The sequence below is a fragment of the Butyrivibrio sp. X503 genome (assembly GCF_003625475.1).
In the GTDB taxonomy this organism is placed as follows: Bacteria; Bacillota; Clostridia; order Lachnospirales; family Lachnospiraceae; genus Butyrivibrio.
Genome location: NZ_RAIQ01000009.1, coordinates 101,552 through 126,641, shown reverse-complemented (window position 1 = coordinate 126,641; position 25,090 = coordinate 101,552). Strand labels below are relative to the sequence as shown.

Sequence of the window (25,090 nt, the reverse complement as noted above, 5' to 3'; positions counted from 1 at the left end):
GGGGCTCTCTTTGGTAGTTGCAATTATGCAAATGACCAATTTTCCTTGTGAACCATTTAGAATTAACCGAGAAGTGAAAGTACACCCTGGTTTGTCTGGTTAGCCTGAGCCAGCATTGACTGTCCAGCCTGTGCAAGGATGTTGTTGTTAGAATACTTAACCATCTCGGTAGCCATATCTGTATCACGGATAAGTGATTCAGCTGCCTGAGTATTCTCAACTACGTTGTCAAGGTTCTTGATTGTGTGCTCAAGTCTGTTCTGGATAGCACCGAGATCAGATCTCTGCTGTGATACTTTCTCAAGAGCACTCTTGATTGTATCCATAGCTGTACGAGCTGTTGCTCCTGTTGAGCCTGCTACTGTAACTCCGCTGACACCGATTCCTGAAGCAGTCATCTTGTCGATGCTTACTTTGATAAGGTTCTTATCATTGTTCTCGGAACCAACCTGAAGGTTCTTGTTCTTAAAGTTACCATTAAGAAGCTTTGTGTCGTTGAAAGATGTAGCCTCACCAGTTCTGTTGATCTCATCTGTAAGTGCTGTGATCTCAGACTGAATGTAGTCACGATCCTTTGTTGTAAGAGTGTCGTTAGCTGCCTTTGTAGCAAGCTCGTTCATTCTCTGCAACATATCGTGTACTTCGTTAAGAGCACCCTCAGCTGTCTGAACAGCTGAAATACCATCCTGAGCGTTAGCAGAAGCCTGTGTAAGACCTCTAACCTGACGTCTCATCTTTTCGGAAATTGCAAGACCTGCTGCATCATCTGCTGCTCTGTTGATCTTGTAACCGGATGATAACTTCTCACTTGACTTAGCCTGAATACCAGTTGTGATTCCAAGCTGTCTGTTTGCATTCATTGCTGTTACGTTGTGTTGTACTACCATAATATAATTCCTCCTTGAATTTGTACGGCAGCTTCCTTGCTGCTCGTTTGCTCGTTTTTGGAAATAGCTCTTAGTGCTGGCCTAAAAACTATCTCTGTTTGTTTACACTATTATTATCGACCATAAATCTAAAAAAATAACCCCCTTTTTTGAAAATAAATTATAAATTATTTCTAAAATACAATTTATAGAGTTAAGTATTATTATCTCTTTTCTCTGCCGCCCTCTTTCTGGCCTGTTTGATTACATCCTCTATATTGTCTGTAGAGAGCTTTTCGCCGTACTTTTCAGCATTTTTGAGGATCGTGAAGCTACTCTTCTCCTCATTCCTTTCATTATCATATAATCTTTTCAGATCATCTGACTTATAGATCTCATCCAGAAATTTCTTCACATCCGCGGAGTGCCTGAGAGCATCAATGCTGCCATACAGATTGTTTATCGCAGTAATTATATCTTCTTTTTGAAGATCATCTTCCAAAATAACTCCTATAACATCAGATCTATCATATTTATAAGGTCTGTAAGAAGCCAGTTTCATAGCTGCAATGTATGCCCCGGGCATAGTCCTGACGTGGAGTATATTGGAAAAGGTCCTATAATGTACTGAATATAATGGTATCTTATCCGAATATGAAGCAGTGTGTTTGAAGTCATCATTTAACCAGCCCGGCTTGAGGCCATTCTCATCCCCCACTATATTAATAGCATCTTTTAATGCTGAAGAAGCAATAATGTATGCGTCTATATCTGTTGTTGAATATCTAAAACCGAATCCGGATACAATAGCTGCTCCTCCGATCAAGACTATCTCCGCTTCTGTATTCTTTCCATTGAGTTGCCTATAAACCTTGCCCAATTGCTTAAGATAATTATCCAGATTATCCTTCGAGTAAAAGATCTCATCCATGTAATACATCCCCCTCAACAATATTGAATCTCATGAATTCCGGGATAGCATTCTCTTCCAGCTTTTTGAGCCTTGCTTTCTTATTGGAAAGTTTATTCTCTATTGCTGCATCGATGGGATATATCTTATCTTTCAATTTATGTTCTCTAATGTGATCATAATTAGTACACTGTTGAATATCATTGAGCCGCGAAAGATAATCAATCATTCCTACCATGTACATTGCCTCTGCATAGCAGCACAATCTCCAATACTGATCTATCTTCTTATCTTCCAAAACCTCAATTATGTACTCGACCTGTCCCATCCTACTGACCAGATGGCACTGTTCACTTTTAAATAAAGTAAAGGAATACTTGCGATCACATAGAAAAGCCAATTCCTCAACCGATAACTCGAGCGCCTTTGCAATGGGCAAGACCTTTCCCAAAGCACAATTGTATATATCCGACTTGCCATTGATAAGGTTAAAGACAGTTGTATACGATACGCCTGATAACTCGGCCAATTTATATAATGATATGTTTTTGCTTTTTAAATATTCATCTATCTGCATATCCATCACCTCATTTTAATTATATACGTCAACGTATATAATATCAAGATGATCGCCGCTTGCTGCCTGCCGCCCTTCCCCGCACTAAAAAAGCTCCGGATCTCCGGAGCTTTTTTAGTGTTTGGGTTATGTTTTTTATTACTGAAGGAGTGAAAGTACACCCTGGTTTGTCTGGTTTGCCTGAGCAAGCATTGACTGGCCGGCCTGAGCGAGGATGTTGTTGTTAGAATATCTAACCATTTCCTCAGCCATATCTGTATCACGGATAAGTGATTCAGCTGCCTGTGTATTCTCAACTACGTTGTCGAGGTTCTTGATCGTGTGCTCAAGTCTGTTCTGGATAGCACCGAGATCAGATCTCTGCTTTGAAACCTTCTCAAGAGCTGCCTTGATAGTTCCGATTGAGTTTCTTGCATTAACACCGTCAGTACCTGTTACGTTAACCTTTGTTCCGTCGATCTCAAGTCCTGAAGCTGTAAGAGCTACGATGTCGATCTTGATAACGTTGTTGTCAGCCTTGTCGGAACCAACCTGAAGGTTCTTATTAACGAATGTTCCGTCAAGAAGCTTTGTGTCGTTGAACTGTGTAGCCTCACCTGTTCTGTGGATCTCGTTTACAAGTGCATCAACCTCACTCTGGATGTATCTACGATCTGATGTTGTAAGAGTATCGTTAGCTGCCTTAACTGCAAGTTCGTTCATTCTCTGAAGCATATCGTGAACTTCGTTAAGAGCACCTTCTGCTGTCTGTACTGCTGAGATACCGTCCTGTGCGTTTGCGGAAGCCTGTGTAAGACCTCTTACCTGACGTCTCATCTTCTCGGAAATAGCAAGTCCTGCTGCATCATCTGCTGCTCTGTTGATCTTGTAACCGGAAGAAAGCTTCTCACTTGACTTAGCCTGAATACCTGTTGTGATACCAAGCTGTCTGTTTGCATTCATCGCTGTGACATTGTGTTGTACTACCATAATATAATCCTCCATGAACGGGGCCCGCGTCCGTGCTGCCTTTTCATCCTTTTACTATTGTGCAGCTTACGCGGAGTCCCTTCCATGGCTGCTTGTTTTTTGTTTGTCACTATTATTATCGGCAGTGAATGCGCGTACTTAACCCTTATTTGAATTTTTTTTCAAAAAAAATTGCAAAAATGAAATTTTATTCGATTTTTTCATTTTTGCTATAAAGTATTTGCAAAACCTTGCCGATATATGGCAAACGCCCCTATCTGTGCGGATTCTAAAAAAATGGGATCGTAGGACTTTTTATCCTACGATCCCGTGTATTGTTTTTTCAGTTCTTTTGATCCAAAAACTGCGGTGGAATATCTTTGAAGTTATTCATGGTTCGATAGTAATTAAATGCCGCGGCGGATGTCTGCTTACTTACATTCATCTTCTGCCTTGCGGTGTCAAAATAGGTTTCGGCAAGCTTTTTATTCCTGCGCTCTGCCGCTTCGATCGATGCGCTCTTGGCAGTTACTTCTTCTATAAGTGCCTGCATGCGTTTGATCTGATCGGCAAACTTTTCTCTGTTTGAACCCACTTCCTCTTTTACTCTGTCGAAAAGTGACTGGAAGCCGTCGTCGAGTGCGACAAGCTTGTCAATAAGCTCGCCCTTCGTATCGACTGTGGCGTCAAACAGATCTTCGTTGACACTGTCCGGATTGGAAAGAACCTCTTTTTGCCTTTCGTTCTCGGCTTCGATCTCGGTCATTATCTCGATCTTTTTCTTAAGGCTCTCTTCCAACATATCAAGGCTTGAAGCTAGCATCCGTAAGTCCCCCTTAATTATGCATCCTTAACAACAATGTTATTGGCTCTCATGACTTCTACCCAGTTATCTCTGATAGCGTGCATGTGCTTGTTGACTTCGGCGATGATATCTCTGTCTTTTGAAATATTCGCCTCAACAAGTCTTCTTCCAATATAAGAATACATATTCTCGAAGTCCTGTGCAACAGCATACTTCATATCCAGAGTGTTCCTGAGATAGTCAATGATACGCTCTGTCTTCATGATGTTCTCATGGGCCTTGGGGACGTCGTGCTTTTCAATTGCCATGTCAGCGATATTGAGGAACTTGATCGCTCCGTCGTAGAGCATCAATGTAAGTTCCGGGCCGCTCGCACCCATAACCTTATTGTTTTTGTACTGAGCATAAGCTTTTTGTGCTGTTGATACCGGCATATGTGTTCCCTCGCATTTCTGTAAAATTATATCCGTATGATTAGTTTTTTATTATGCCATTACTGTCCGCCGCCAAAGAAGTTGGCAAGTGACGAACTGCTGCTGTTGATCTTGGAAAGCGCGGTCTCCATTACGGAGAATTTCTTGTAGTATTTATCCTGAGCCGCCTCAAGTGCTTTCTGTGCATCGGAGATCTTGGTGTTGTAAGCGCTGTACTGTGAAGCCATGAGCTTATCTTCATAGATCGTAAATGCACTGCTGTACTGAGTTCCCTTCATCATATCAAAGAGCTTGTTGTAAAGAGTCTTTGAAAGCTCTGAGAAGAAGCTCTGTACAGTATCGGGATCATTGGCGATCATACCGCTGAGAAGATCGGTGTTACCGCTGCTTACGGAATCATCCGCATCTCCGTCGATATGGAATACGTCTCTCTCGTTATCTTCTGTTGAGAAGTAACTTCCTGTTGAAATACCGAAGCTTGCAAGAGAAAACTTACTCGTCTTACCGTTCTTGTCAGTGATCTCGAAGGACTGGTTCATGATCTCTTTAAGAGCGTTTCTTACGTTTCCGATAGTCTCGTCCTTGGAAAGGAGTCCTTCTTTGATCTTCTTCTCCCATTCCTCAACTTCCTTATCGGACATCTGATCCTTCTGATCATCTGTAAGCATCTTATATTTCTTGGCAGGATCTGCATTGTAAAGAGTAGCGAACTCCTTCATAAGGTCGTTGTACTCTTTTATCATCTTCTTGATGTTGTCGTAGATTCCGCTTGTATCCTGTTTGGTCGTAAGAGTTATATCTGAAGCAACCTGATTGGCAGTTATCGTAAGTCCGTTGATCTGGAAAGTATTGGAGTTGGATTCGTATTTTACTCCGTTAAGGTAGATCTCTGCGCTGCTGCCTGCCTGGTAATTGGATTTACCATCAATCTTTTCCTCAACAAGACCAAGTGCAGTCATAGCATTTGTACTTACCATGCTAAAAGAGTTTGCTTCGCCCATTTCCTTTGATGAAATATAGAATCTTCCTGTTCCCTCATCAAAGTTGGCGTTTAATGTCTTTCCAGTGGACTCACCGGTAGTCTCATCTATTGACTTGGTACTTCTTAACTTACTAAGAACACTCTCTATAGTATCGGAAGCAGCAATGTCAACAGTGATATACTCATGTGAATTTTCTCCGCCGATCTTAAACTTAAGCTGTCCGCCCTCTTCACCTGTTGCGGCGCCAAGCTCTTCCATTGTTGTGGACATGGAAGGTCTCTTCCCGTTCTCTCCGACGGTCTTAAGCTCTTTTCCGGTAAGATATGCTGACTTAGCAAGCTTAGTTATATCAAGAGACTGTGTGGTATTCATCGCGCTGTCGCCGGTTATAACCGTAGCGGCATTGGCATTTGATGATGTAGTTGTCTTTTTTACATAAGCGGAAGCAAATCTCATGTTGCTGAGTGTTCCGTTATAAAAAGAAACTACCTTTTTATTAAGTTCTTTCCACTTATCCTGCTTCCAGGTAAGCTTCTTCTGGTCTCCCGTGAAAGTATCAACCTTATCTTTCTTTTTCTGAGTAAGGGCGGTGATGATGCTCTCAGTATCAAGACCGGAATTCATTCCTGTTATTCTGATAGGCATATTATTTCTCCTTTCTCAATCCGTGAGATGTAATCGGAAATCCGTTTCCTAATTAAGCAGATATACATCGGACAGGCAGCCTATCCATTTGCCGTCGTGCCGATCGACCTGCGTGTTACCTCTTTTCGTCAACCATAATGCCTGCAACTTCCCAGATCCTTGCGATCATATCGAGAGTCTCATCAGGCGGAAATTCCTTGATAACTTCCTTGGTCTCCTTGTCGACCATCTTAATGGTAACTCTGTTTGTCTTCTCATGTATGCCAAAAACAGCTTCGGCGTTAGACCGAACCTTCTTGGTCATCTCAGAGATGGCTTTCTTAATCTTGGCGTTATCAGCCTGGATCTGCTCCTCAGTCTCTGCTCTCTTGCTCTGATTCTGTGCAAAGTTCTGTGCAGCGGACTCGTTGTTGGAGCTCGCAGAATTATCTGCTGCCTCTACCTTGAGATCCATGCCCTGCATAGCGCCGTTTGCCTCATAATCCGCAATCTCGCTCTGAGACTGGCTCTGTACTTGTGTTCGTACCTGTGGCTGCGTCTGCTGAATAAGCGGACTAAAGCCGTTAATTGCTTCCATTCCCATAATCCTATACCTCCATGTCAGAATCAGGAATCTTACCTGTATTTATCTTGTTTACGAGCTCCATAAAGCTTAATTGGACATAAGCATAATATTTCTTACAAGGTATATCGGACAAAGTTCTTTAATCTTTAGCCACTTGGAAAAAGAAATTGCTAAATTTAATAAAAAATTTAGATTTCAGGCATTAAAAAGATCATTCTTCAAGGATCTTCGGAAGTAATTTCGTGTATGCAAACTCTTCAAAGACCTTCTTTTGTCCGCTTTGCGCGATCTCTTTTCTCTCATCCTCATGCTCAAGATAGTATCCCGCAAGCTCTACCATCTCATCGGGAGTATGCGCTATCACAAGCTCTTTTCCGTTCTCAAAATACTCCTCGATCTCTTTCTGATAAGTTGTTATAAGAAAGCCGCCTGCTGCCAAAACATCAAGCACTCTTAAGGGCACTCCCGATAATATCGGTCGGAGCGTAATGTTCAGATTTATCTTGCTTCGACGAAATACACGCGGCATTTTGGTCTGATAATCCGCAAGTCCCATGTTTTTTACGCCTTTTATGGGCTTTGCCCCCGGCGGCGTATAGAGGAAGCTGTCGTATTTTTCACCCATCCGCTCCAGGATGTGTCTTCTTTCGTTCACCGTGACCTTGGTCCGCAGCATATCAAGAATGATGCTGTCATAGTTAAGGTCGTAGTTTCCGGTATCTTCGAATTTTATATACTCCCGTAGCTTTCTTACATGCTTCGGAGTGATAACTTTTTCATCGGAAAAAAGATCTTTTCCGAATATCTTTTCCTGATCGTTTATAACGGTGTCTATGTAGTCTTTTAGACCCTGCGGAAGACAATTCACCTGATCGTAAAAGTTGAATTCGTTATCATATAGGTTTCCGAGAAAGCAGACGTCGTGAAGATAGATTATCATTCCGTCCGTCTCGGCATCGAACTCATCGCATAATCCCGAGAGCCTCTTTTCATTTACTCCAAGCGGTGAGTAGCGGACCGTCGTGATCCCCTTATCTCTCATCTGCCTGTAGCGCTCTTTGTCAAATACAAAGACTCTGTTCACGGGATTTGTGATAGTATGCGAATCAAGCGTATAGTGCGGGCAGTCGAAGACCCACGACACATACGGAGTATTATATTTTTGGCACGCATCGGAGATGCAGGGGTAATAGTCAAAGCTGTAGACTAAGTCATAATATCTTTTCCCCGAATAATCTTTCTTGGTCAAAAGAGCTCCGAATTTATCGTCAATTTCCGGAGTGAGCTCAAAGCCTTCAAGACTGAGCCTTAAAACTTCGACCTCATGGCCAAGTCTTCGCATTGCGTCCATGCAATCTTCGCCGTTAAATTCATTCCAGTAATAATATAGTATTCGCACGCTGTCCCTCGTATAGAAAAATTCGGCCGCCCTATTCCGGGCGGCCGACGATAGTCTAGATCAAAGCAATTTCTTAAGTTCCTCAATTCCGGATACATCTGTTGCTTCTTTATTCTCATTCTGGATCTGGATGTATACTTCTTTCCTGTAGATTGGGATATCCTTGGGAGCTGCAATTCCGAGCTTGATCTGGTCTCCTCTGATATCAAGTACCGTGATCTCTATGTTGTTGTTAATTACAATTGCTTCGTTCTTTTTTCTTGATAATGCTAACATGTCCTATCCCTCCCCGTGTATGATTAAGCGTTGGCCTTGTTCTTCTGCAAAATATCATATATCGGGAATTTTACAGGATACTCATCATTATCAATGATTGTCTGAGTAGCTTTCATCTCTTTGGTATTGATGATGAATGGTCCCTTGAGATTAACTGTCATCTGCTTAAGGTCATGCGGAACAGTAACCGTTACAAGCACAAGCATCTCCTCGTTGTCCAATTCGCCGATATCGGAAACTGCTTCCTTATCAACCATAGGCTGGTAATCAGGGCAAACAAAGAGCGGATCCATAACAGGCATTGCGAATCCCGGCTCTTCTATTGACTGAAGCCACTTGATCGTATTGGTTCCCTGCTCTTCGTCATACATAAGTGTAAATCTCTTAAGATCAGGAAAACCGATTATTCCATTTGGAAAAGAAATGATCTTACTGTCTTCAATCTCAACCTCTCCAAAAATTCTAGTGTTTAATTTCATGCTGTAACCTCCATAATCCTGATAAAAATATACATTGTTATCACTATTTTATAAAAAAATGATATACGAATTGCTCCATGACCAAAGTCATTTTCGCAATTCTACAAATATTCGAAATCCGCATTATCATGCTTCTTTCTCATATTTGTTCGAGTCTTAAAGTCATAATGCTTAACATGCAAGCATGTACGCATTATTGACTTTTATCCTCTATATCATTATATACGTAAAAACGTACAATTACCACATTTTTAATTATTAGATCAGATATAATTCATAAGAGAATTCTGACTGATCTTTCCTGTAGCCATGAGACTGGCCTCGTAAGTTACCTGAGCCGATGTGAGCTGAGTAATGGTCTCTGCAAGGTCGATGTCCTCGTTTTCAGACTGAAGTGTCTTGAATGTAGTCGTCTGAGTCATGAGTCTTGAATTGATAAGGTCAAGTCTCTTGCATCTTGTTCCGTTGTCGGTAACTGCGATATTGGCTGTATCTAGAGACTTCTGAAGCGATGTAATCTTGTGCTCGAACTCCTTTTGGATGTTCTCTCTCTGATAATTGAAAGCCTTCTTTGCAGCGTCTATCTCAACTTTGATCCTTTCTTTTTCGCTTGTGCTTGATGAAGCACTGTGCTTGTCTTCAAGGATCTTAATAGTAGCTTCCATCTGCTTAAGCTCTTCGATCATAGTGCTCAGATCGTCTACATCTCTTTTTACACTTGTCGTGAATACCGCATCAGCAGTGGTGTTGACAACTACCGACTGTGCGAATCCCACGTCATAAGCGATGTTATGGGATGCTGAACCTTTATTATACAGCACTGTCTTGCCATTTTCATCTGTATAATTACAATTAAACAGGTTTTGCGGTCTTATATCGCCGTCGACAAATTCTTTTTTGTCATAAACAACATCGATCGAGTTGGCATTGATAAGATCCGGAAGTGTCGAAAGCTTATCGGTAAGCTCTTTATTAAGGAGAACCTCACCTGTTGATACGTTAAGATAAGCGAGCGCGCCTGTCTTATTCTCATCAAGCTCTCTGTACTTATTATCTATCTCTTCCTGTGATGTTGTTGAGAAGATGATATTTGAACCGCCTATCTCAAGCGATGTCTCTTTGTATGAAGAATATACGCTTCCGTTTCCGGTAACATTTATCACATTTGTGCTGAAGGTTCCGTCCGGATTGGATGTTGTTGCCTTATCAATAACGGTGTAAGTTCCGTCGCTGTTAACGATCGCAGTTGCGCTTCTTCCGTCGTTCTCGATCCTCATGCTGTAGCTCTGTCCGATTGCAGGAACAAGCGGAACCTTGAATCTTACTCTTTCGCCGTCTTCATTGGTGAATGTGAGTGTTGTCTTCTGAACGGTCTCCATTGAAACCTGTCCGGATAAAACATTGCTGCTCTGAGCGGTGCTGTCATATACGCCGTTGCTGTTGATAAAGAATTTGTAATCACCTGTTGCTTCCGACGCTTTGATGGTGTAAGAACCGTCAATGCCTGCTGTTACGTTGTATTCGATATCCTCACTTGTAACCGTATAGCTTTCTCCCTGTGCAAGGTCTATCGGCGAAGGAAGTGATACGTGATGTGTCTCTCCCTGGGTTGTTGTAAATGTAAGGTTTATGAGCTGTGATGTTCCTTCAACCGAGCTTGTTGCGGGCTGAGTGAGCTGCTCTCTCCACTTAAGTGTGGGAAGTGTGAACTCGGGATCGCTCTCTCTGTAATTCAAGTTGTCATAAGAAAGTCTGATTTTTCCTACGGAATATTCCTGAATATCGCTTTCGCGCACTTCCTGCGCATTTGCATCAAGGATATTGGTCGAATCGAGCTTGCTCATTCCCGCTACTCTGTTTGACCAGCCGATGTTTGAAGCATTGAACTCATCGTTGATTCCCGTGTAATCTGCGGTTGTTGTCTTATCGAAGGTAAGAGGAGTATCTGTTCTGTAGCCTGTAAAAATATATCTTCCCGCGAAATCGACATTTCCCGTTGAGTAATACTCTTTTGCCAGAGCATCCATCTGAGTTACGATGGTAGAAAGATCGTCTGTCGTAAGGTCCATGTTAGCGCCCTTAGTAGCCTGCTTAACACAGTCTGTAAGAACGGACGTAACGGTAGAAAGAGCGTCGGCTGTGACATTAAGCCAGCTCTCTGCGTCCTTGGCGTTCTTCTCATAATATTGTGAAAGCTGAGTAACATTGCTGCGAAGGCGCAATGCTCTTATAGCGATAACCGGGTCATCCGAAGGTCTTGTGATCTTCTTGCCGGTTGACATCATGGTGTTAAGCTGATCCTCGGAAACCTTGTTATTATTGATATTGTAAAGAGAATTATTCTGCATTATCTTGTTGGTGATACGCATAGTTCGACCTCCGTGTGTAGACCATCCTTAGTCTGAAAAAACAATGCGCATCCGTGCAGCATCTAATTCTATGTATATTACTTCACAATGATTATCGGACGTTTTCGTCCATATCTTTAGAGGCAAAAGAGGTTTATTTCTTAATATACATCTCCAGCTGCTCCGAAAAAAATCGGCCGGGCGCTTGGCTCAGCCGATTCGTTATTATCATACTCCTGTCTGGAGAATAAGTCTGTCGTAGATCTCCGTAAGTGTCTGGATCATCTTGGAAGATAATGTATAAGCATTCTGGAACTTAACAAGGTTTGATGCTTCCTCGTCTTCGTCAACGCCAGAATCGGAAAGTCTCTGATTCTGGATCGTTGTATCGAGTGCTTCGTAAGTATCCTGAAGTGTTCCCGAATTGCTTGAGTTGAGGGCCACGTCCGCAAGAACCTTGGTAAGATACTCGCCCGAAGTTGCTCCTCTGAAGATCTTCTCCGTAGAGAACATGTCTTTTAACTTTGTAAGATTACCAAACTCAGACTCACCTTCTGTAAGATCTGCCTTGGTCGAAAGTCTGTTGGCGTCCTCCAAAAGTACACTGTTCACTGTGAAATTGCCACCGCGAAGCTTGTAATAGCCCTTGTTCTTGGACTCTGATGTAAGCTGTTCGTAGCTGTACTGAGCTGCCGAGTTCATGTCCATTGCACCTGTCAGCATGAACACTCCTTCCTGAGAATCCGATGTATAGCCGTTCTTGGAAATCTCGTTAACCGCTTGTGAGAACTGTCTTATGAACTCGTTCATCTGCTGCATGTAATACGGAATTCCCTGATAGTCGTTGGAATATCCGATCGATACTGTAGCGTTGTTGTCGGGAATACTCTTAAGAGACTCCTCATCCAACGTAAATGTATATGTGTTATAACCGTCATATTCCCAGCTGTCGTACTTGTAATCCTTAACTCCGACATGGATAAGTCCGTTCTCGGGGATCGCGCACTTGGACATGTCCATAAGCTGTGTATCCGTAACTTCAACGGTTATCTTGATGGGACTTGATTCGCTTTCAACATTCGTGCTCTTTCCGTGGAAGTAAGATGCATTGTTTCCGTCTCTCATCGCAAGGAGTCCCTGAAGTTCTCCGCCGATGAGCTTGGAATCCATAGCAAAATTGGAAAGCTCGCTTATATCGTCGCCATCCTTAAAACCTGCATTTCCCCACTTGATATCGAAAAGACCGTCTACGTCGTTCTGCCCCATTCCGCCGTCTGATTCTCTTGATACGCAGATCATCTTTCTGTATTCGTATGTATCAACGAGCTCATATCCGCCCGCAACCCAGATCTGGAATCTTGTCGCACCGGTATTTCTGTCAGGCTGCGCCTCGTCAATAATAGGTGTCTCTTTTGTCTCGATGGAAACCATCTTGGAAAGGTCATCCAATAGAACATCTCTCTTGTCTCTAAGCTCGTTTGCAACGGAGCCTGTCATCTCGATGACATTTATCTGCTTGTTGATGGAAGCAATTTCCTGAGCTATCGATGTGATCCTGTCGGCGCAAAGCTTAACCTCTGCGTTGATGTCTGACTGCAAGCCCTGAAGGTTGTTGTATACGTTGTTAAAATACTCTGTGATCGAGTGAACGTTGGAAATGTAAGCGGTCTTACTTTCTGTTGTTCCGGCAGCAGTCATTACCGACTGTAAGGATGCCGTCATCTTGTTAAAAAGAGAAGCGAATCCGGTTGTTCCGTCGTCGTCAAGATACTGCTCAACAAGCTTGTTGTAGTAGTTCTTCTGAGTCACGTTTCCGAGAAGCTGAGCGTTGTTTCTGTACTTAACATCGTAGAAGGAGTCTCTTACTCTTTCTATTGCGATGGTGTCTACACCCGCACCTGCGCAGCCGTATGTGGCAAATACTCTTAAGGCGTCGTTGGCTTCCTGCTTAACGGTCTGTCTGCTGTAGCCTTCGGTATTTACATTGGATATGTTGTTTGCAGTTGTGTTAAGGGCTGCATTTGCTGCTCTAAGTCCCGATGCAGCGATATTAAGTCCAAAAAATGTAGATGTCATAGCTTGCTCCTTTTCCCAAAATAACCAGGTCCGTGAGTGTTTAATTCATTGCTCGTTATGAGCCGAGTGTGTTTACGAGGTGCTCAAGCATCTCACTTACTACGTTGATATATCTGCTTGATGCATTAAATGCATTCTGAAACTGGATCATATACTCAAGCTCTTCGTCGCTTGATACTCCGACTATCTGCTCTCTTGCCGATGATACGGAAGAAACCGTCTGTTCCTGCGCTGCTGCGATACTCTTGTTAACATCACCTGTGTTAGCAACCTGTGATACGAGGCTGTTGTAATAGGTGATAAAGCTGGTCTTTGTCGAAACATTGGGGTTAAGAGTGTACTTTTCCGAAGTAAAAGCCTCTTTTAACTTGGTCATCGTCTCTGTATCTTCGTTGCCCTCGACCGTTCTGAAAGTAAAGATTGTAGGATTCTGAAGGAACTTTGAGTTTATCTGAGTGTTTGTTATTGTGAAGCCTGTATATACCGTTCCTGCCGGGCACTCATCGCCCATGTCGTAAACGATCCTGTCCTCGGGGTTTGCTACAACGAAAAGGTCGAAGTCCTTAACCGTTCCGAGTGTGTTGTCAATTGTTGCGGGATTACTCTCCGCTTCTTCCAAAACCTCGTTGATGGCTGTCATGATGTTGTGAACCATCTGATCGAATTCGGCCTGGACATTCATGATAACCGACTTGGAAATATTGCTGTTGTAGTAGTCCTCGTTCTCAACGATATCGTGATATGTTGCGTTGTGATCGCCTCTTGCCAAAAGAACCGACTTAAGCTTTCCTATATCGGTATCCGTTGATGTTTCTATCGTCTGTGTAAGGTCATAAATGTGTGCTCCGTCGATCGAAACAACAACTTTGTCGCCGTCTTTATCGTATTCTGTACGTGCTGCGTACTCCCAATAAGGAGTTGCATATCCTACCGCACTTCCAAGCTTGGTATCTATTCCTATGTGATTAACGTGGTCTGTTGTTACGAAGCTTGATCCTTCAAAAAGAACCGATACGTTTCCGAAGATGTCTTCGGAATAATCTATCTTTCCGTACTCGCCGAGCTTATCGAGAATATTGTTTCTCTCATCACGAAGGTCGTTGGCCTTCTCCTGCTTGCCGGATTCGATATCCACTATCTTTTCATTGAGCTCTTTTATTCTGTCGCCGTACTTGTTGATGTTTTTTACTATGTCGTAAACGGTTGTATCTAAGTTTTCCTGATAATCCTTAAGTCCGTCGTATACGCTCTTTGCTCTTGTAAGGAACTCGTTTGCTCTTGTTACCATTGCGCTCTGTGTTACTGCCGAGCAAGGATCTTTGGCGAGCTCCTGAACCGCTGTCCAGAGGTTGTTGAGTGAATCTGCGAACTCTGTTCCGTTCATTTCCTGAAGCTGATCTTCTACTTCTTCAAGTGTCTTTGTAGACACATCATAAAAGGCGTACCTTCCTGACTCTTTTCTGTAGGACTTGTCGAGGAATTCACTCCTTACCTGCTTACAATTATTATAATTAACGCCCGTTCCTATCTGTTTCCAGGCGATGCATTCAAGCTTTTTTTCCAGAGTCTGGTATGCTCTGGTTCCCTGCGATACCTGCTGTCTTGTATATCCTTCGGTATCTAAGTTTGCCATGTTGTGAGCTGTGGTGTTCAGTGCGTTCTGCGATACCTGAAGTCCTGAGCTTCCAACATATAAGTTAGCCATAAGTGACATGGGCTTACCTCATTTCTTTTACCAAAACCACTGTTTTTTGGGTACAAAAAAGACACTACCGCGATTAACGGTATCCATCGGTGGGTTTATCTACATGCCTTAGTACCACCGCTGTACTCAAGTGGTACATTATTGCTTTGCATCAAACCCGCCCGATGTGTAACCGATAACATCGCCAGTAGTGCCTGCCGCTCTCGAATAGTTTGCCGTTTCCGGAGCTCTTTTTGAGGCTTGGATGATGTTCATCTCGAATTGCACCATCTCCAGAGAACTTCTGAGTAGTTCCTGGTTCTGGCCGTTTACACGTCTGACATTATCCGCAACGCCAACGAGTCTATCGCGCTGCAATGCCAGTTTCTTCTGATCGTCGGGTCTTTTCTCCAATACCGCGATCAAATCGGTCAGTTTTAATGAATCAACATCCTTGTTAAGTACATTCGCAATATCCTTCATAGCTGTTTCGCGTTGTTTTTCGAGGGACTGGATATTACCTATTATGTACTGCTCCTCATCCGTGATTTTAGCAAGTGCCGCCAGATCGCCTCTCACAATAATAGAGGTCTTGCGGCTAGATAACCCCAGCAATTTCTCGTAACTACTGCATTCCCGGTCGAGTACGTCGACCAAGTTTTCCATAAGACTTGCCACTGGAATCATCCTCCGTATTTATCATTTATATTATTCAGTTAGGCGAGGCCGTTGGCTTCGTCGTACTTAGCCAGTAACTTATCAGCAAAATCCTCTCCGCTAACATCATAAGTGCCGTTCTTGATAGCTGCCTTAAACTTAGCTACGACATCTTCCCTAACATCGGGAGTTGCCTTAACAGCCTGCTTAGCAACCTGGATATCTTTTCCAATAGAAGAAAACGATACTGTATCTCTGATATCGCCTGTCTTCTTGGTCTGCTGAGCCTTATTCACTTTGCTGTTATTGTAGATCTGCTGGACCTGACTGTATGCTTCTATACGCATATCTTCTTCCTCCTTCCTTGGAGCATTTACTTCTTACTATCTTTATCGGTAGAAGTTACCATTTCTTTAGTCTTTTGAGAAAAGAAAAATGAAATAGCGTAAATACCCAAGGTGTGCATACCTTTTTACACTTTACATTATCTTTATCGGATAATTTATAAAAAACTTTAGATTAATTTTATAAAAATAAGCAAAAACCTTCAAGAAAAAATGAAAACGGCGCGCAGAGCAGGTTGACAGCCATTCGCTAAAAAATATTTTATATCGCGGATAGGGAAATGACCATCTCAGCGGTCTCTTTGAGACTCGTTCCGGAGTCCATAGCGCATTTTTGCAGATATTTATGCGCCTCGGGCTCTGTCATATGGTGCCTGTCCATCAGGATCTCTTTTGCCTGACCTATTATCTTCTTGTCCTCTTCGGACCTGCCCTCTTTCTTGGCCTTTTCTTTGGCTTTCTTCCTACTTCTTGTCACGCCCTCAAGCATGAGCTCAAGGGTGGAAAAAAGATCCGATTTCTTGAGCGGAGTCGGCAGATAAACAAGCTTATCACCGCAGTTGTCCATCGGTGCCTTGTCCGGGGATGCTATCATGAGCATCTGGAAAAACTTGGGGAGATCCAGGGCGAGCTCGGAATAGAGCATGTCACTTAAGCGGTAGCCGCAAATAACGACTCCGCTTCCAAGATCTTCCATAGCGGAAAGAGCCTGCGCTCCCGAAGTGCAGGTTATAATTCCGTCATATCCGCCACGGCTTAATATGCTTTTGAAATTTTGCGCATCTTCCGATTTGGCAAAAGCAATGATTATATTCACAAATAAGCCTCAAGTTTCTTTAAAAGATGTTGAGATATCTACCAATCTCCCACTGGGTTACACAGGTGCGGAAATCCTTCCACTCTTTTCTCTTAGCGTCGAGTATCTTATTAAATATAGAACTTCCGAGAACGCTTTTTACAAACTCATCGTCCTGGTAAGCATCTATTGCTTCGCCCAAAGTCATGGGAAGTGTCTCAAGGCTGCTCTCCCTAAGATCGTCGTAGGTTGCGTTCTTGAGATTATCTCCAAGCTCTTTCGGAGGGTTCATTTTGTTCTTGATTCCGTCCATACCCGCTGCGAGGATAAGTGCGATCGCAAGGTAGGGATTACATGTGGAATCGGGGTTTCTAAGCTCGATCCTTGTGTCCTGACCACGCTTTGAAGGTATTCTTATAAGAGCGCTTCTGTTGGCGCCTGAAGAAGACCAAGAGATGTTGACCGGTGCATCGTAGCCCGGAACAAGTCTCTTATATGAATTAACTATAGGATTTGTAACAAGTGTCATTGCCTTAACGTGGCTGAGCACGCCTGCAATAAAGTACTTGGCTGTATCGGAAAGGTCGCCCTTGTCATTTACAAAGACGTTGTTTCCTTTTTTATCCTGAGCAAGGATATTGATGTGCATACCGGAGCCGCTGATTCCTTCTGTGGGCTTGGGCATAAATGTAGCATATAGGCCGTGCTTTTTGGCGATTGTCTTTACTGCCATTCTGAAGGTCATGATCATGTCTGCCGTGCGCTCGGCATCTTCTTCTCTAAAGTCGATCTCGTGCTGCGCGGGTGCGATCTCATGGTGAGAGGATGAGATATCAAATCCGAGCTCCTCGAGATTAAGGATGATATCTCTTCTTACGTTCTCGCCCTGGTCTGCGGGAGCAACGTCAAAGTATCCGCCCTTTTCATGAGTCTTGTTGGTCGGTCTTCCCTCGTCGTCGTAATCAAATAAGAAGAACTCGGGCTCGGGATTTAATTTGAACTTAAGGCCCATCTTCTCGGCTTTTTTTACAACCTCATGAAGAACATTTCTGGAATCGCCCATAAAAGGCTTGCCGTCAACCGTATAGACGTTGCAGAACATTCTGGCAACCTTACCGGACTGCGGTCTCCAAGGATATATCTCAAAGCTGTCGAGATCGGGATACAGATACATGTCGCTCTCGTCGCTTCTGACAAAGCCTTCAACGGACACGCCGTCAAACATGCACTCGTTGTTGAGCGCGCACTCGAGCTGACTTGCAGCTATCGCGATGTTCTTGGGAATTCCGAAGATATCGCAGAACTGAAGCCTTATAAATGCTACGTCCTCTTCTTCAACGATACGGAAAATGTCTTCTTTGGTATACTTGCTCATATTGACCTCCATTTATATATTGTTTCACCATTAGATCTTCAGTAACAAACGTCTATCTTATCCAAGCTCCTCGATACGTGCCTTTATATATTCTTCAATTATATCCACGGTTTTATCGATGCCGAGCTTGGAGCTGTTTATAGAAAAATCGTAGATTCTCGAATCACCCCATTTTCCCTGACAGTGATAGTTGTGATAACGCTTTCTCTTTTTATCCTTCTTGAGTATGAATCTCTTGGCGTCCTCTTCGCTCAGTCCGTATACTTCCATGACGCGAGAGATCTTTTTATCCATATCACCTAATATAAAGAAGGAAATAAGTCCCGGATATTTCTTGAGTTTGGTCTCTGAGCATCTTCCGATCACAACAAATGATTCGCCGCTCTTTGCCTTGTCTTCAAGAAAATCGAACTGCATCTCGGAGATATTGTCCTCGATTGAATTGCTGTATCCTTTAACCCGTCTTGATAAAAAGACATTCTTGGGGGTTTCGTTGTATTTCTCCACGGAATCGATTGTCATCCCCATTTTCTCTGCAATCTCCGTGATCAGATGACGGTCGTATATCGGAAGCTCGAATCTCTTTGCCAATTCCTCGGCGATAACTCGTCCGCCGCTTCCGAATTCACGTCCGACTGAAATAATAATCTGTGACATAATCACCCTCCCGCTGATGCCAACATATAAGCTTGTATGTGCCCTGTCTTTTGGCACCTATATCATAAGTATATTATAAACAAATATATTGTTGAAACCAGTAAAATTATTACTGTTGCGGGTGCGAGCTTCTTGCAATAGCGTCCCCACGTTACGGGATGTCCGCTCTTGGCTGCGACGGAGGTTCCGACTACGTTGGCAGACGCTCCGATGGGGGTTGCACTTCCGCCTATGTCGGTACCTATGGCAAGTGCCCACGCAAGTGTTGTGATAGGCATTCCGGACGCTGCGGAGAGGTTCTTTATGACGGGAACCATCGTTGCCGCAAAAGGAATGTTGTCAACAAAGGCGCTGGCGATAGCCGATACCCAGAGAATGATCGCGATCATAAGTCTCTTGTTTCCGCCGCTTATGCTCTCGATGAACATAGCGATCTTATCGAGGATCTGTGTCTCTTCAAGTCCGCTTACGACAATAAACAATCCTATGAAAAAGACAAGTGTCTTGTAATCTACTTTTTTGAGAAGTTCAAGCGCGTGCTTTCCGGATGTAATGAGCGTGATCACTCCGATGAAAAGACCTATCGTTGCAACGGTAAGATGAGTTGTGCCGTGCGTTACGAGTAGTATTACCGCGCATGCAAAAATAACGCTGCTTATAATGAAGTCTTTTTTATCAGTGATTGCTTCCGAAGGATCGGGGAGCTTGCTGATATCTATTTTCTCTGCTTTCTTTGAAACAAGCTCTTTTCTGAATGCAAAATACAGGAAAATGACAGCCACAACAAGCCCTATTCCCGCTGCAATACCCGTGTTTGTAAGGAAATCAAAGAATGATAAACCAAGTGAAGTACCGATGATGATGTTCGGGGGATCTCCGCACATGGTCGCGCTTCCGCCAAGGTTGGCGCAGAAAATCTCAGAGAGTATCATCGGAAGAGGATTGAAATCCAAGAGCTGTGCAAGCTCGACGGTTACGGCCGCAAGAAACATGATAACCGTGATGCTGTCGATGAACATCGAAAGAACAGCGGCCATTATAGTAAAGGTGATAAAGATCGGAATTGTTTTGCATTTGACAAGAAAAGCTATCTTCATGCAGAGCCAGCGGAAGAATCCCGCTTTCGCCATGCCTTCTACCATTACCATCATTCCGGCGATGAATAAGATGGTTGCCCAGTTGATACCGGCGCTTTCGCTTTCCTCAAGCTGATACCAGAAATCTCTGGTAAAGAAATCTTTAAATGCGAGTGTATTGAGTATGGCATTTAAATTGCCCATACAAATTCCAAATACGACGGTAAGTGTGAGAATACCACTTCCCAGTGTTACGTAGTGCCTCTCTATCTTATCAAGAACTATCATCACGAACATTCCGATAAAAATAATTACGGCAAAAATCTGTGCTGCTAACAAAGTATAACCTCCTGCTGTCTGAAACCTTATGCCTGCGCCTGATTATCACTAAGCATGCATTAAAGAACTTACGCTCATGTCCCGCATGACATAAGATAGGCGTCCCATCTGATTTTTCTAGATGAAACGCCCTTGTTTCAAAAAAATATGCCTCCATGATAACACCGCGGGCAGGAATAAACAATATGCAGGATGCCCAATATGTATCGGTAATTGCGCGGATTTGTTTTCTATGTTATTTTCCACGCTGCTCCTCTTAATTTGCCACGGCTGTACGCCGATATATATTGTGAAATATCACCGCGCCGAGGTGCAGTCCAAGGCGTAGTGTATTGAGCTATGGAAAGCATGGATCTTCAAGGAGGATTATAATCTTCAGCTTTGAAGGTTCACTTTTTTTGCGCAAAAAAGAGCACCTTCAGGGCTACCGTTTGGAGGTGGAACCATGAAAATTGCACAAAGTAACGTAAACCTGACGTCGGCGTCGAGGTACTACGAAAACAATGTCGTAGAGATGTCGACCGGCGTCGCAATGGCCGGAAACTTTCAGGAAAGTTTCCAAGGAAATCTGGAAGTCCAGCAGAAAAAGGCATCGAAACAGGGCCTATCGTACGCTGCAAAGAATCCGGATTTTTCCGAGGAGGGCACTGCGCTCGGAAGCGAGAATTACAATTCTCTAAAGCCCACAAGATCTGCCTACCTCAGCCAAGCCGAGCAATCTCTTGAAGAAGAGATCATGGCGATAAGGACTTCTCTTTTGGAGCAGATCCTTAAGTACATGCAGCTGATCGGCGGCGATCACAAGTCAGTCTCTTTCAAACAGACGATCGCAGACATGTCGAATCTCATTTCTTCGGGCAGGATGCTCTCTGTTACGACGGTTAGGGAAACCCACATCGAAGAAGAGGAGGTTACTTTTGAAGGCACGGGAATCGCACTTACGGAAGATGGGCGGAGCATCGATTTTGGCGTAAGTTTTTCCATGTCGACAAGGCTTGCTCTGAGCGCAGGTATTAGCATTGCGCAGCCCGTTAACTTTCTTGATCCGCTCGTTATCAATGTAGGAAATGATGTGACATCGATCAGCGACCAGTCATTTTATTTTGATCTGGACTGCGATGGAAAGGAAGAAGAGCTTTCGAATCTAGCCGGTGGCTCGGGATTTCTTTCGCTTGATATTAACGGCGACGGCAAGATAAATGACGGCTCGGAGCTCTTTGGAACAAAGAGCGGTGACGGATTCAAGGATCTGTCCGCGTATGATCTTGACGGCAACGGCTGGATCGATGAAAACGATGAGGTATATGATAAGCTCAGGGTTTGGATGCGAAACGAAGACGGCACCGATACTCTTCTTACACTAAAAGAAGCGGATGTCGGCGCAATCTATCTTAGAAGCGCGCAAACAGATTATCAGCTTAGAGACAGCTCTTTTGGCACCTGTGCGAAGCTTCGCTCAAGCGGAGTTTTCCTAAAAGAAAGCGGCGGTGTCGGAGTAGTTCAGCAGATTGATCTGGCAACCAGGTAAAAAAATGGGCGTCGCCCGAATGTGATATGTAAGATCATTCGGCGCGATCGCCCTTATTTTATGCAATCCTCGCAGAAATTCAGATAATTCCACTACAATTCTGCATCTGTTCAATTCTTTGTCAGCGCATCAATCAGGCACAGGCGCTGGGTTTTGTTTGCATAATCCCAGGTGTGGAACGCTCCGCCCATGCAATATTTGCGGCTTGCGCAGTTTGAACATTTCTCGTTATCCACGGATCTGTCATACCTAAAGCCTTTGAACTCATTTTTCCAAATATCCGAGAATCGTCTTTCATGGATATTGCCCTGAATCACACCGGGCTGAGTCCTGTCGATATCAAGACAGCCGTAAACATCGCCCGTTACCGTGATGCTTGCAACCGTGACTCCCGCCATGCAAAAGAAATACGAGTCGCGAACTTCTCTTTCATAGTCCAAGCCCAAATAATGGCAGCAGCCGTATTCGACGGGCATGTTGTCAGCTCTTTTGTCACGGATGAATTCCATAAGGCTGCGCTGGTCTTCATCGGTTAAAAGAAGCTCCGGATGATCAAGCGCTCTTCCGATAGGCTCGATTCCCATTATGCGCCATGTATCTATATCTATGCCGCACATTATCTCGTAGAGTTCATCCAGCTCGCTTATGGTCCGGTGATTAACGACGGTTGTTACCATAATTTGGTCAAAGCACTCCAGATCAATGAGATTTTGGATGCCTGCCATCGCTCTTTCATACGCACCGGGAAGCCCTCTTATCTTGTCATGTGAATTCGGAAGTCCGTCAATGCTGACAGAGATGGTATTCATTCCGCATCTTTTCAGCATCTGTGCTACTTCAGGTGTTATAACAATTGCATTGGAAGTCATTCCCCATCTAAAGCCAAGCGAATGAGCATAGCTCATCACTTCTTCAAACCCGGAATATAAAAGAGGCTCTCCGCCTGTAACATTGATCTGAGGAAGAGAGCCTTTAAAATCATCTTTTATCTGATCTAAGATATCTTTCCATTCTTGCGGATTCATTTCATTGGCCTGCACTTCACCGCACCTGGATCCGCAATGCCAGCAATGCTCGTTGCAATTAAGCGTAAGCTCAAAGAAAAGCTGCCTAAGAAGCGGTTTTTCAAAAAACTTCTCTCGAACATCGTGCTGAATCTCAAGATGGGATATCTTCATCTTGTTTTTATTCATGGTCATTTCCTTAGCACTGTAAGTTGATTATTTATCTGATACGGGAGGTCCATATACTGTTGGAGTGAGCTCAATATCTTCAATTCTCTCTATTTCCGCATCATCCAAAGACTCTGCAAAATCAGAGGCGTCTTCGCTTGTCTCATCGATATTTGAACTTTCATATGAGCTCTCATATGAACTCTCGTAACTACTGCTTGTATCAAAGTCCCCCTGCTCCACGGGATAACCTGCCGGAGGCCCATATCCACAAGCCGTGCTAAGTATCATACTTGCTATACTTGCCGAAGTAGCAATTACTACTTTTTTTGTCCTTTTCTTCATAAGAAATCCTCCCTTTTATGTTAAAAATATATTATCATTTCTAACATAAAAAGTAAAGATATTTCCATCAGGGATTCACGGCGCGTTCTCTTTCTCCGTAAACTTCGCCGCTTAAGAAGTGACGTCTGCAAAGCGATACGTAAGATTCGTTTCCGCCCATCATAACCTGCTCGCCCGTACGAACGATCTTTCCATCGGCCACCCTGGCGTTAAAATGCGCACGTCGTCCGCACCAGCAGACGGTCGGAACTTCTTCTATATAGTTGGCGATCTCCATAAGTCTTTTTGATCCGGGGAAAAGATGGCTCGTAAAATCTGTACGCAGTCCGTAACAGATAACGGGAAGATCGTACTTATCAACGACCTGCGCCAAAATATCAACCTGCTCCTCCGTAAGAAACTGCGCCTCGTCGACGATCACGCAGTCAAGCTGTTTCCAACCTTCGGACTTTTTGGTAAACCACTCATTTTTTACTTCTTCAATGAAATCCTCAACAAATGTCGCCTCTGCACTGAGTCCCATTCTGGATTTAACGACTTTTTCGCCGTCTCTGTCATCGGTCTTGGGCTTTAAAAGAATACACTTTTGACCCTTCTCGATGTAGTTGTAGCGCACCATCAGTGCATTTGCTGTCTTGGAGCTTCCCATTGCTCCGTACCTGAAATATAACTTTCCCATACCTTCTCCAATTTATTCATGCGCATTCGCAATATCTTTTCCCTGTGAAAAAGACTCTTTGCCACACGCTTATTTTTCTTCCGAATTGATGAGAACAAGCTTGTTGTAAGGAATCTCGATTCCTTCCTGTGCAAATCGCTTCATTATCTCAACAAGACAGTCCGAGCAAGCCTTCGGATTGTCCTTGAAATCTCTTGTCTCCACAAGCACACGGAGCGTTACTCCGCTGTCATCGCAGCTCTTGCAAAGTACCGTAGGTCTTAATCCGTGATGTGTCGGATGTGACTCCACAACGTCCGCTATTATGTCCATCGCCTTTTGCATGTCCGTGCCGTAAGCCACCGAAACCACAATAGGAAAAGAAAAAGACTGTTCCTGAGTGTAGTTGATAATAGTCGCCGAACCGACTGTTGAGTTGGGCACATAGATTATCTCATTCTGATAAGTCTTGATAACGGTATGCCTAAGCGTGATGTTCTCGACATAGCCAGGATCAATGTTATCAATCTTTATTCTGTCGCCGATATCAAAAGGTCTTGATTTCGCCGCGGAGATCGCTATACCCGCAAACACATTGGATAATGTCGACTGAGCAGCAAGACCGAAGATAGCTGCAATAAGTGCGGATGATCCCGCAAATGTCTTCCACGCATTTTTAAATACGGGAATATAGCCTGCAACCGTAAAAAATGCCAATCCCCAGATCGCAGCGATCAATATGCCTCGTAAAAAGACAAGGTGGATCTTGCCGCGAAGTCTTTCCTTGCTGATATATTTGTTGATCAAAAGATTTACGAAATATGCCAGAATTAACGGAAGTGCATATTTAAGAAAGTATTCAAGTATCTCCATCGTCCATTTCCTCAAATGCGATCATAGAATCAATTATGTCCTCAAAATCTTCACGCAGCTCCTCAAGAGTATCCCCCTCGTAGGTGTATATGCGCCCGTCGATCACGACTTCACCGGTATAGTAATCACAGTTTTTGTCGTAGTTGACGGTTCCTTTGTAGCCTTCGTATTCGAATTCTTTTTCCATGGTGCTCCGTTTCCGCATGATATATGCGTATTTAATATATTCGTATTTTATATATGCATATTTATATAGATGTATTTTTAATTCATAT

General features: G+C 43.5%; 26 protein-coding genes. 1 reads left to right on the top strand and 25 read right to left on the bottom strand.

Annotated features, from left to right (window positions below):
• Positions 1-62: 62 nt before the first annotated feature.
• The 20 genes from D6853_RS14015 to D6853_RS13920 form a co-directional block, all read right to left on the bottom strand.
• On the bottom strand, positions 63-887 hold the full coding sequence (locus D6853_RS14015; protein WP_120658626.1) for a flagellin N-terminal helical domain-containing protein: 825 nt from the start codon (positions 885-887) through the stop codon (positions 63-65).
• 193 nt (positions 888-1,080) lie between these two features.
• Complete coding sequence (locus D6853_RS14010) at positions 1,081-1,797, bottom strand: DUF6036 family nucleotidyltransferase (RefSeq protein WP_120658625.1); 717 nt, start codon at positions 1,795-1,797, stop codon at positions 1,081-1,083.
• Complete coding sequence (locus D6853_RS14005) at positions 1,790-2,353, bottom strand: helix-turn-helix domain-containing protein (RefSeq protein WP_158588765.1); 564 nt, start codon at positions 2,351-2,353, stop codon at positions 1,790-1,792. Before D6853_RS14005 ends, D6853_RS14010 begins: the two co-directional genes overlap by 8 nt.
• A gap of 138 nt (positions 2,354-2,491) precedes the next feature.
• Complete coding sequence (locus D6853_RS14000; protein ID WP_092245381.1) at positions 2,492-3,322, bottom strand: flagellin N-terminal helical domain-containing protein; 831 nt, start codon at positions 3,320-3,322, stop codon at positions 2,492-2,494.
• A gap of 322 nt (positions 3,323-3,644) precedes the next feature.
• Positions 3,645-4,124 carry a hypothetical protein gene (locus D6853_RS13995; RefSeq protein ID WP_120658623.1) on the bottom strand — a complete coding sequence of 160 codons (480 nt, stop codon included), beginning with the start codon at positions 4,122-4,124 and terminating at the stop codon, positions 3,645-3,647.
• A 17-nt stretch (positions 4,125-4,141) separates the two neighbouring features.
• Positions 4,142-4,540 (bottom strand): flagellar export chaperone FliS, encoded by a 399-nt coding sequence (gene fliS, locus D6853_RS13990; protein ID WP_092245394.1) that lies wholly within the window; start codon positions 4,538-4,540, stop codon positions 4,142-4,144.
• 59 nt (positions 4,541-4,599) lie between these two features.
• The gene (fliD, locus tag D6853_RS13985) at positions 4,600-6,168 is read right to left on the bottom strand and encodes a flagellar filament capping protein FliD (RefSeq protein WP_120658622.1); all 1,569 of its coding nucleotides are present in this window, start codon (positions 6,166-6,168) and stop codon (positions 4,600-4,602) included.
• 115 nt (positions 6,169-6,283) lie between these two features.
• Complete coding sequence (locus D6853_RS13980) at positions 6,284-6,751, bottom strand: flagellar protein FlaG (RefSeq protein ID WP_243108366.1); 468 nt, start codon at positions 6,749-6,751, stop codon at positions 6,284-6,286.
• A 193-nt stretch (positions 6,752-6,944) separates the two neighbouring features.
• On the bottom strand, positions 6,945-8,132 hold the full coding sequence (locus tag D6853_RS13975) for a CgeB family protein (RefSeq protein ID WP_147367775.1): 1,188 nt from the start codon (positions 8,130-8,132) through the stop codon (positions 6,945-6,947).
• Positions 8,133-8,192: 60 nt separating this feature from the next.
• Positions 8,193-8,408, bottom strand: coding sequence for a carbon storage regulator CsrA (gene csrA / locus D6853_RS13970; protein WP_120658620.1), 216 nt, complete (start codon positions 8,406-8,408; stop codon positions 8,193-8,195).
• A 23-nt stretch (positions 8,409-8,431) separates the two neighbouring features.
• Positions 8,432-8,887 carry a flagellar assembly protein FliW gene (gene fliW / locus D6853_RS13965; protein WP_120658619.1) on the bottom strand — a complete coding sequence of 152 codons (456 nt, stop codon included), beginning with the start codon at positions 8,885-8,887 and terminating at the stop codon, positions 8,432-8,434.
• A 263-nt stretch (positions 8,888-9,150) separates the two neighbouring features.
• On the bottom strand, positions 9,151-11,256 hold the full coding sequence (gene flgL / locus D6853_RS13960; RefSeq protein WP_120658618.1) for a flagellar hook-associated protein FlgL: 2,106 nt from the start codon (positions 11,254-11,256) through the stop codon (positions 9,151-9,153).
• 207 nt (positions 11,257-11,463) lie between these two features.
• Positions 11,464-13,311, bottom strand: coding sequence for a flagellar hook-associated protein FlgK (locus D6853_RS13955; protein ID WP_120658637.1), 1,848 nt, complete (start codon positions 13,309-13,311; stop codon positions 11,464-11,466).
• Positions 13,312-13,366: 55 nt separating this feature from the next.
• Positions 13,367-15,025, bottom strand: coding sequence for a flagellar hook-associated protein FlgK (flgK, locus tag D6853_RS13950; RefSeq protein ID WP_120658617.1), 1,659 nt, complete (start codon positions 15,023-15,025; stop codon positions 13,367-13,369).
• 129 nt (positions 15,026-15,154) lie between these two features.
• The gene (locus tag D6853_RS13945; protein ID WP_120658636.1) at positions 15,155-15,661 is read right to left on the bottom strand and encodes a flagellar protein FlgN; all 507 of its coding nucleotides are present in this window, start codon (positions 15,659-15,661) and stop codon (positions 15,155-15,157) included.
• Between the two features lie 50 nt (positions 15,662-15,711).
• Positions 15,712-15,999, bottom strand: a complete 288-nt coding sequence (gene flgM, locus D6853_RS13940; RefSeq protein WP_120658616.1) for a flagellar biosynthesis anti-sigma factor FlgM — start codon at positions 15,997-15,999, stop codon at positions 15,712-15,714.
• 259 nt (positions 16,000-16,258) lie between these two features.
• Positions 16,259-16,813, bottom strand: a complete 555-nt coding sequence (locus D6853_RS13935; RefSeq protein WP_120658615.1) for an ANTAR domain-containing response regulator — start codon at positions 16,811-16,813, stop codon at positions 16,259-16,261.
• Positions 16,814-16,832: 19 nt separating this feature from the next.
• Positions 16,833-18,167, bottom strand: coding sequence for a type I glutamate--ammonia ligase (gene glnA / locus D6853_RS13930; protein WP_120658614.1), 1,335 nt, complete (start codon positions 18,165-18,167; stop codon positions 16,833-16,835).
• A gap of 57 nt (positions 18,168-18,224) precedes the next feature.
• Complete coding sequence (locus tag D6853_RS13925; protein ID WP_120658613.1) at positions 18,225-18,824, bottom strand: cytidylate kinase-like family protein; 600 nt, start codon at positions 18,822-18,824, stop codon at positions 18,225-18,227.
• Positions 18,825-18,886: 62 nt separating this feature from the next.
• Positions 18,887-20,239 carry an SLC13 family permease gene (locus tag D6853_RS13920; RefSeq protein ID WP_120658612.1) on the bottom strand — a complete coding sequence of 451 codons (1,353 nt, stop codon included), beginning with the start codon at positions 20,237-20,239 and terminating at the stop codon, positions 18,887-18,889.
• Between the two features lie 445 nt (positions 20,240-20,684).
• Here D6853_RS13920 and D6853_RS13915 point away from each other — a divergent pair, with 445 nt between their 5' ends.
• Positions 20,685-21,767: a hypothetical protein gene (locus D6853_RS13915; protein WP_120658611.1), complete on the top strand. Its 1,083-nt coding sequence runs from the start codon at positions 20,685-20,687 to the stop codon at positions 21,765-21,767.
• Positions 21,768-21,877: 110 nt separating this feature from the next.
• Here the strand turns inward: D6853_RS13915 and D6853_RS13910 are convergent, their stop codons facing one another.
• From D6853_RS13910 to D6853_RS13890, 5 genes are all read right to left on the bottom strand, one after another.
• Complete coding sequence (locus tag D6853_RS13910) at positions 21,878-22,960, bottom strand: radical SAM/SPASM domain-containing protein (RefSeq protein ID WP_120658610.1); 1,083 nt, start codon at positions 22,958-22,960, stop codon at positions 21,878-21,880.
• Positions 22,961-22,987: 27 nt separating this feature from the next.
• Positions 22,988-23,284 carry a hypothetical protein gene (locus D6853_RS13905; protein ID WP_120658609.1) on the bottom strand — a complete coding sequence of 99 codons (297 nt, stop codon included), beginning with the start codon at positions 23,282-23,284 and terminating at the stop codon, positions 22,988-22,990.
• A gap of 67 nt (positions 23,285-23,351) precedes the next feature.
• Positions 23,352-23,963: a thymidine kinase gene (locus D6853_RS13900; protein WP_120658608.1), complete on the bottom strand. Its 612-nt coding sequence runs from the start codon at positions 23,961-23,963 to the stop codon at positions 23,352-23,354.
• 69 nt (positions 23,964-24,032) lie between these two features.
• On the bottom strand, positions 24,033-24,815 hold the full coding sequence (locus D6853_RS13895; RefSeq protein ID WP_120658607.1) for a mechanosensitive ion channel family protein: 783 nt from the start codon (positions 24,813-24,815) through the stop codon (positions 24,033-24,035).
• The gene (locus D6853_RS13890; RefSeq protein ID WP_092245446.1) at positions 24,802-25,002 is read right to left on the bottom strand and encodes a hypothetical protein; all 201 of its coding nucleotides are present in this window, start codon (positions 25,000-25,002) and stop codon (positions 24,802-24,804) included. Before D6853_RS13890 ends, D6853_RS13895 begins: the two co-directional genes overlap by 14 nt.
• Between the last annotated feature and the right edge of the window lie 88 nt (positions 25,003-25,090).